At 73.3% G+C, this 7,009-nt stretch carries 8 protein-coding genes; 7 read left to right on the forward strand and 1 reads right to left on the reverse strand.

Annotated elements, in window-relative coordinates; all coding sequences use genetic code 11:
• The first annotated feature begins 50 nt into the window (after positions 1-50).
• Entirely contained in the window at positions 51-719 is a 669-nt protein-coding gene (locus tag AB0B94_RS21990; RefSeq protein ID WP_357282921.1) for a TMEM175 family protein, read from the forward strand.
• Here the strand turns inward: AB0B94_RS21990 and AB0B94_RS21995 are convergent.
• The gene (locus AB0B94_RS21995) at positions 664-1,278 is read right to left on the reverse strand and encodes a nucleotidyltransferase family protein (RefSeq protein ID WP_357282923.1); all 615 of its coding nucleotides are present in this window, start codon (positions 1,276-1,278) and stop codon (positions 664-666) included. The genes AB0B94_RS21990 and AB0B94_RS21995 overlap by 56 nt on opposite strands.
• A 126-nt stretch (positions 1,279-1,404) precedes the next feature.
• On the opposite strand from AB0B94_RS21995, the gene AB0B94_RS22000 reads away from it, so the two are divergent.
• From AB0B94_RS22000 to AB0B94_RS22025, 6 genes are all read left to right on the forward strand, one after another.
• Complete coding sequence (locus tag AB0B94_RS22000) at positions 1,405-1,902, forward strand: 2Fe-2S iron-sulfur cluster-binding protein (RefSeq protein WP_357282964.1); 498 nt, start codon at positions 1,405-1,407, stop codon at positions 1,900-1,902.
• Positions 1,899-2,882: a xanthine dehydrogenase family protein subunit M gene (locus AB0B94_RS22005; protein ID WP_357282926.1), complete on the forward strand. Its 984-nt coding sequence runs from the start codon at positions 1,899-1,901 to the stop codon at positions 2,880-2,882. Before AB0B94_RS22000 ends, AB0B94_RS22005 begins: the two co-directional genes overlap by 4 nt.
• Positions 2,879-4,969, forward strand: a complete 2,091-nt coding sequence (locus AB0B94_RS22010) for a xanthine dehydrogenase family protein molybdopterin-binding subunit (RefSeq protein ID WP_357282929.1) — start codon at positions 2,879-2,881, stop codon at positions 4,967-4,969. Before AB0B94_RS22005 ends, AB0B94_RS22010 begins: the two co-directional genes overlap by 4 nt.
• A 28-nt stretch (positions 4,970-4,997) precedes the next feature.
• Positions 4,998-5,363: a metalloregulator ArsR/SmtB family transcription factor gene (locus AB0B94_RS22015; protein WP_091398629.1), complete on the forward strand. Its 366-nt coding sequence runs from the start codon at positions 4,998-5,000 to the stop codon at positions 5,361-5,363.
• Positions 5,363-6,004, forward strand: coding sequence for an SRPBCC family protein (locus AB0B94_RS22020; protein WP_357282933.1), 642 nt, complete (start codon positions 5,363-5,365; stop codon positions 6,002-6,004). Before AB0B94_RS22015 ends, AB0B94_RS22020 begins: the two co-directional genes overlap by 1 nt.
• A 185-nt stretch (positions 6,005-6,189) precedes the next feature.
• Entirely contained in the window at positions 6,190-6,705 is a 516-nt protein-coding gene (locus AB0B94_RS22025) for an NUDIX domain-containing protein (protein ID WP_357282935.1), read from the forward strand.
• Positions 6,706-7,009 lie beyond the last annotated feature (304 nt).

The following is a 7,009-nucleotide window of genomic DNA, read 5'->3' on the forward strand; positions in this document are numbered from 1 at the left end:
GTCGGGCGAAACCGCCACCGGCCGCCGCGCGGAATGGCTAGCCTGCGGCAATGTCCGCAGCGCCCGACGAGATCGAGCAGCCCGAGCCCACCGGGCGGGTCTCCGGCACCGAGCGGATGGCGGCGTTCAGCGACGGCGTCTTCGCCATCGTCATCACGCTGCTCGTCATCGACCTGCGGGTGCCCGAATACCACGAGGGTGAGCTGCTGACCGATCTGCTCGACGAGGGTCCCTCGTACCTCGCCTTCGTGGTGTCCTTCGTCTACATCGGGGTGCTCTGGCTCAACCACCACGCGCTGCTGCGCCTGATCCGCCGGACCACCCTCGCGCTGAGCTGGATCAACCTCGGCGTCCTCTTCGGCGCGGTGATCATTCCTTTCCCCACCGCGGTGCTGGCCTCCGCGTTCACCCGGGGCGACATCGACGACCAGCGCGCGGCGGTCGCCCTGTACGCGCTCTCCGCGGCGTTGATGTCGGCGCCCTGGCTGGTGTTCTTCGGCTACCTGCACCGACACCCGGCGCTGCTCGAACACCGGGTCAGCCCCGGGTACGTGCGGGCGCAGCGGCTGCGACCGGTCACCGGCCTGATCCTGTACGGGCTCAGCGGTCTGCTCGGCTGGTTCGTCAACCCGCTGCTGGGCCTGATCGGTGTGATCGTCATGATCAGCTATCACGCGGTGACCAGCGAGGGGCTGCCTCGGTGGCTGACGCGTCGGTGACCGCGCGCAGATCGGCCGGAGTGTCCACGTCGACGGGTGCGCCGACGTCGTCGCAGGGCACCTCGACCACCAGGTCCGGCCGCTCGCGCAGCAGGTCACGCGCACCCCGGTCGCCCACGGCGTACCGGTTCAGCAGCGGCCAGGTCTGTCGACCCAGCAGGATCGGGTGCCCCTGCCGACCGGCGTAGGTGGCGACCGCGACGACCGCGCCGTGGGCGTACGCCGCGCGTACCCGACGCACCGCTACCGGGCTGAGCAGCGGCTGGTCGACGAGGACCACGACGGCGGCCGGCACGTCGACAGGCAGCGAGGCCAGGCCGCGCAGCAGCGACGAGCCCAGCCCGTCCGACCAGCGATCGTGCCGGACCGACACCGCACCGGGCAGGTCGGGCATCTCGTCGGCGCCCGCGCCGAGCACCACGTGCACCGGTGCGCAGCCGCCGTCGGCGAGCAGCCGGACCGCGCGCCGCACCAGCGGTTCGCCGTCCAGCTCGACCAGCGCCTTCGGCCGGCCGTAGCGCCGCCCGGCGCCGGCGGCGAGCAGCAGTCCGGCAGTCACCGTCGTCACCTCCCGTGCGAGGGGCTTTGCGTTATTCGCCCTGAGATATACCGACAAAGCTAGTCTGGGCCGGTGCAGGACCGACCGGAGAACACGACGACGATCGACGAACGCCACTCGTCACGGGTGACGTTCGAGGTCAACGGCGCGTCCCGCGAGGTGACCCTGGACAACCGCACCACAGTGCTCGACGCGCTGCGCGAACACCTCGACCTGACCGGGGCGAAGAAGGGCTGCGACCACGGCCAGTGCGGCTCCTGCACGGTGCTGCTCGACGGCCGCCGGGTGAAGAGCTGCCTGATCTTCGCCGTCACCGTCGACGGCCGGTCGGTGGTGACAGTCGAGGGGCTGGCCGGGCCGGACGAGCTGTCCCCGTTGCAGGCCGCCTTCATCGCACACGACGCGTTCCAGTGCGGCTACTGCACCCCCGGGCAGCTCTGCTCCGCCCGCGGCATGCTCGACGAGGTCTCCCGGGGTTGGCCCAGCGCGGTCACCGACGACCTGACCACGTCAGCCGAGCTGACCGACGCGGAGATCCGCGAGCGGATGGCCGGCAACCTGTGCCGCTGCGCCGCGTACCCACACATCGTCGCGGCCGTACGTGAGACGGCGGCGTCCTCGTGAAGGCGTTCCGCTACCACCGGCCCGCCAACGTGGCCGAGGCGGTCGCCGTGCTGGCGGCCGAACCGCAGGCCGCCTACCTGGGCGGCGGCACCAACCTGGTGGACCTCATGAAGCTCGGGGTGCAACGCCCCGACGTGCTGGTGGACGTGACCCGGCTTCCACTCGACACCGTCGAGGAGCTGCCCGACGGTGGTCTGCGGATCGGCGCGACAGTCCGCAACAGCGACCTCGCTGCCCACCCGGTGGTACGCCGCGCCTACCCGGTGCTGGCCCGCGCCCTGCTCGCCGCCGCCTCCGGACAGCTGCGCAACATGGCCACCACCGGCGGCAACCTGTTGCAGCGCACCCGCTGCGTCTACTTCCAGGACACCGGCAAGGCGTGCAACAAACGAGAGCCGGGCAGCGGTTGCGCCGCTCTGCACGGCCAGAACCGCGACCTGGCGGTGCTGGACTGGTCCGAGCAGTGCGTGGCCACCCACCCGTCCGACCTGGCCGTCGCGCTGGCCGCCCTCGACACCGTGGTGGAGGTGCACGAGGCCGACGGCCCCCGTGACGTCCCGATCGCCGAGTTCTACCGCTCCCCCGGCACCCACCCGGAACGGGAGACCACAGTGGCCCGGGGCGCGCTGATCACCGCCGTCCGGCTGCCGCCACTACCGGCCGCGCGCCGCTCGACGTACCTCAAGGTGCGCGACCGGGCCTCGTTCGCCTTCGCCGCCGGGTCGGTGGCGGCGGTGCTGGACCTCGACGGGGACGTGGTTCGCGACGTGCGGCTGGCGTACGGGGCGGTGGCGCACCGGCCGTGGCGGGCGTACCGGGCCGAGGAGGAACTGCGCGGTCGTCCGTTCAGCCCCGAGTTGGCGGCCCGTGCCGCCGACGCGGAGCTGGCCGAGGCGCGCCCGCTCCGGCACAACGGCTTCAAACTGCCACTGACCCGGGCCATCACCGTGCGGGCGCTCACCGAACTGGCGTCGTCATGAGCAGCGGGGCGGTCGGACGGGCGTACCCCCGGTTGGAGGGCCCGGCGAAGGTCACCGGCACGGCCCGGTACGCGGTGGAGTACCCGGTGGACGGGGTCAGCTACGGCTGGGCCGTCCCGTCGGCGGTGGTGCGGGGCCGGATCACCCGGATCGACACGACGCAGGCGTTGGCCTCGCCCGGCGTGCTGGCCGTGGTGCACCACGGCAACGCGCCCCGGATGGCGCCCGGCCCGCAGCCGGAACTGCGGCTGTTGCAGGAGCCGGCCGTGCACTACCGGGGGCAGTACGTCGCCGTGGTGGTGGCCACCAGCCTGGAGGCGGCCCGCGAAGGCGCCCGACTGGTCCACATCGACTACGACACCGGCCCGCACAGCACGGTGCTCACCGACGACCACCCCGGCCTGTACAAACCGGACCAGGTCAACCCCAGCTATCCGACGGACACCGTCGAGGGCGACTTCGACGCCGGGTACGCGGCCGCCCCGGTGCGGGTGGACGTCACCTACCGGACGCCGGCGTACCACAACAACCCGATGGAACCGCACGCCACCACCGCGCAGTGGCACGACGGACGGCTCCTGGTGCACGACTCCACCCAGGGCGCGACACCGGTGCGGGCCACCCTCGCCGAGCTGTTCGAGCTGCCGCCTGAGTCGATCCGCGTCGTCGCCGAGCACGTCGGCGGCGGCTTCGGCAGCAAGGGGTACGCCAAGGCGTCGGTGGTGCTGGCCGCCCTCGCCGCCCGGCACGTGGACCGCCCGGTCAAACTGGCACTGACCCGCCAGCAACTGTTCGGGCCGGTCGGTTACCGCACCCCCACCATCCAGCGGGTCCGCCTCGCCGCCGACACCGACGGGCGACTCACCGCCATCTGCCACGACGCGGTCAGCCAGACCTCGACCATCCGGGAGTTCGCCGAGCAGACCGCCGTCTACACCCGCAGCATGTACGCCGCACCACACCGCCGCACCACACACCGGCTGGTCAGCCTCGACGTGCCCACGCCGTTCTGGATGCGCGCCCCGGGCGAGTGCCCCGGCGCGTACGCCCTGGAGTCCGCTGTGGACGAGCTTGCCATAGCTGTCGGCATGGACCCGGTGGAACTGCGTATCCGCAACGACACAGCTGTCGACCCCGACCAGGGACGCCCGTTCACCAGCCGCAACCTGGTGGCCTGCCTGCGTGAGGGCGCGGAGCGCTTCGGCTGGGCCGGCCGTGACCCGTCGCCCCGGTCCCGCCGCGACGGACGTTGGCTGATCGGGACCGGGGTGGCCGGTTCGAGCTACCCGGCCCGGGCCCGGCCGTCCACCGCGACGGCCACCGCTCGGCCCGACGGGAGCTTTCTGGTCCAGATCAACGCCACCGACATCGGCACCGGCGCCCGGACGGCGATCTGGCAGGTCGCCGCCGATGCGCTCGGAGTGCCGCCGGAACGGGTCGAGATCCGCATCGGCGACAGCGCCCTGCCGACGGCGACGCTGGCCGGCGGTTCGATGGGGACCGCCAGTTGGAGCTGGGCGGTGATACGCGCCGCGCAGGCGCTGCGCGAGAAGCTGCGCGACGGCGGGCCACCGACCGGCGAGGTGACCGCCGAGGCGGACACCACCGAGGAGGTGGGCGGGCAGCCCGCGCTGCCCCGGTACGCGTACGGGGCGCAGTTCGTCGAGGTGCGGGTCGACGCGGACACCGGCGAGGTACGGCTGAACCGGATGCTCGGGGTGTTCGCGGCGGGGCGGGTGGTGAACCCGACGACGGCGCGCAGTCAGCTCATCGGCGGCATGACGATGGGGCTGTCGATGGCGCTGCACGAGGAGGGCCTGCTCGACGAGCGGTACGGCGACTGGGTCAACCACGACCTGGCCACCTATCACATTGCCGGCTGCGCGGACGTGGAGTCCATCGAGGCGTACTGGCTGGACGAGCGCGACGACGAGCTGAACCCGGCCGGGGTGAAGGGCATCGGCGAGATCGGCATCGTCGGCGCCGCGGCGGCGGTCGCCAACGCGGTGCACCACGCGACCGGGGTACGGGTCCGGGAGCTGCCGATCCGGCTGGACAAGCTCATCGGACTATCAGACTTGGCTTAAATAAGCCGTTAGTGATACAACTGTCGTCGTGCACGCCTTCGACGTGCTGGGCGATCCGGTCCGGCGCCGCATCCTGGAACTGCTCGCCGGTGGCGAGCAGACCGCCGGCGCGGTCAGCGCGGTCATCCGCGAGGAGTTCGGCATCTCCCAGCCCGCCGTGTCCCAGCACCTCAAGGTGTTGCGCGACAACGGCTTCGCCACAGTGCGGCCGGAGGGCACCCGGCGGCTCTACGCGGTCGACCCACGCCCACTGCGCGAGGTCGACGGCTGGCTGGAGCACTTCCGCCGGTTCTGGACCCCACCCCTGGCGGCACTCGCCACCGAGCTGGCCCGGGGCCGACGCGAACGTCGGCTGCGCGGCCCGGCCGACCCACCCGACGAGAGGAACACCTGATGTTCGACGCCACCGAGCAGATCAACGCCGTCCAGCGGCAGGTCGGCAGCCGCACCCTGGAAGCCGGTGAGGCGCGGGTCACCACTATCAGCCAGACCTACCAGGCGACTGCCGAGGACCTGTGGGACGCCTGCACCAGTGCCGAGCGCATCCCGCGCTGGTTCCTGCCGATCTCCGGCGACCTGCGGCTGGGCGGCACCTACCAACTCCAGGGCAACGCCCACGGCACCGTCGAGAGCTGCGAGCCGCCGCACCGCTTCACCGCCACCTGGGAGATGGGTGGCGAGGTGAGCTGGATCGAGGTGCGGGTCACCCCGGTCGGCGACGAGCGGGCCCGCCTCGACCTGGACCACATCGCGCACGTCGACCAGGACCGGTGGGCCCAGTTCGGCCCGGGCGCGGTCGGTGTCGGCTGGGACCTCGGGCTGCTCGGCCTCGCCTCACACCTGGCCGGCGACGGCAGCGGGATCACCCCGGAACAGGGCGCCGAGTGGACCGCCTCCGCCGAGGGACGACGGGCCATCGAGCTGAGCAGCCAGCTGTGGTGCGAGGCGAGCATCGCCGCCGGCACCGACGCCGACGAGGCGAAGGCCGCAGCCGAACGCACCACCGCGTTCTACACGGGGGACCCGGCAGCCTGAGCGCCGGGACGACGCGGCGGCGCGGCGGGCTACGCGCGGGACGAAGCGGCGCGGCGGGCTACGCGCGGGACGACGCGGCGGCGCGGCGGGCTGGGCGGGGGACGAAGCGGCGGCGCGGCGGGCTGGGCGGGGGACGAAGCGGCGGCGCGGCGGGCTGGGCGGGGATCGGAGTAACGTGCTGCGGCATGACCGGCACGCCGTACTCGCACTGTTCCTACTGCGGCGCCGCCTACCCGCCGGCCGCCGGATGGCCGCGAGTCTGCGCGGTCTGCGGCGAGACCGTCTGGCGCAACCCGCTGCCGGTGGCGGTCGCGGTGCTGCCGGTCCGCACGGCCGAGGGCCTGGGTGTGGTGGTGGTCCGCCGCGACATCGAACCAGCCCGCGGCCTGCTCGCGCTGCCGGGCGGCTTCATCGAGTACGGCGAGGAGTGGTCCGACGCACTCGTGCGTGAGCTGCGGGAGGAGACCGGCCTGATCGCGGCTGCCGAGGCCGCCCGCCTGTTCGCGGTGCACGGCGCACCGGCGGGCGGCACGATGATGGTCTTCGGGGTGCTGCCCGAGCGGGCGGCCGAGGATCTGCCACCGTCGGCCCCGACCGAGGAGGCGACCGAGTGGTTGGTGCTGACCGATCCGGTCGAGCTGGCGTTCAACACCCACACGCGCGTCCTCGCCGACTTCCTCACCCCCGCCCACCCCGCCTGACCCACCGCCTAGCCCGACCGACCGGCCTCCGCGCGCCTCACCGCCCCACCGCCTCGACCGCCTCGACCGCCTCGACCGACCCCGCTGCCCCAGCGGCCCCGACGCGCGCAAGATCGCGCTCGATCCTTGTTGTAGTGGCATCAACGACCGCCGAGGGCACTACTTCCTGGATCGAGCACGATCTTGCGGGGCGGCGCGGGGCGGCGCGGGGCGGCGCGGGGCGGCGCGGGGCGGCGCGGGGCGGCGCGGGGCGGCGCGGCGCGGGGCGGCGCGGGGGGGGGCGGCGCGGGGTGGGGCGGGGCGA

This window comes from Micromonospora sp. NPDC048986 (genome assembly GCF_040649335.1).
In the GTDB taxonomy this organism is placed as follows: domain Bacteria; phylum Actinomycetota; class Actinomycetes; order Mycobacteriales; family Micromonosporaceae; genus Micromonospora; species Micromonospora alfalfae.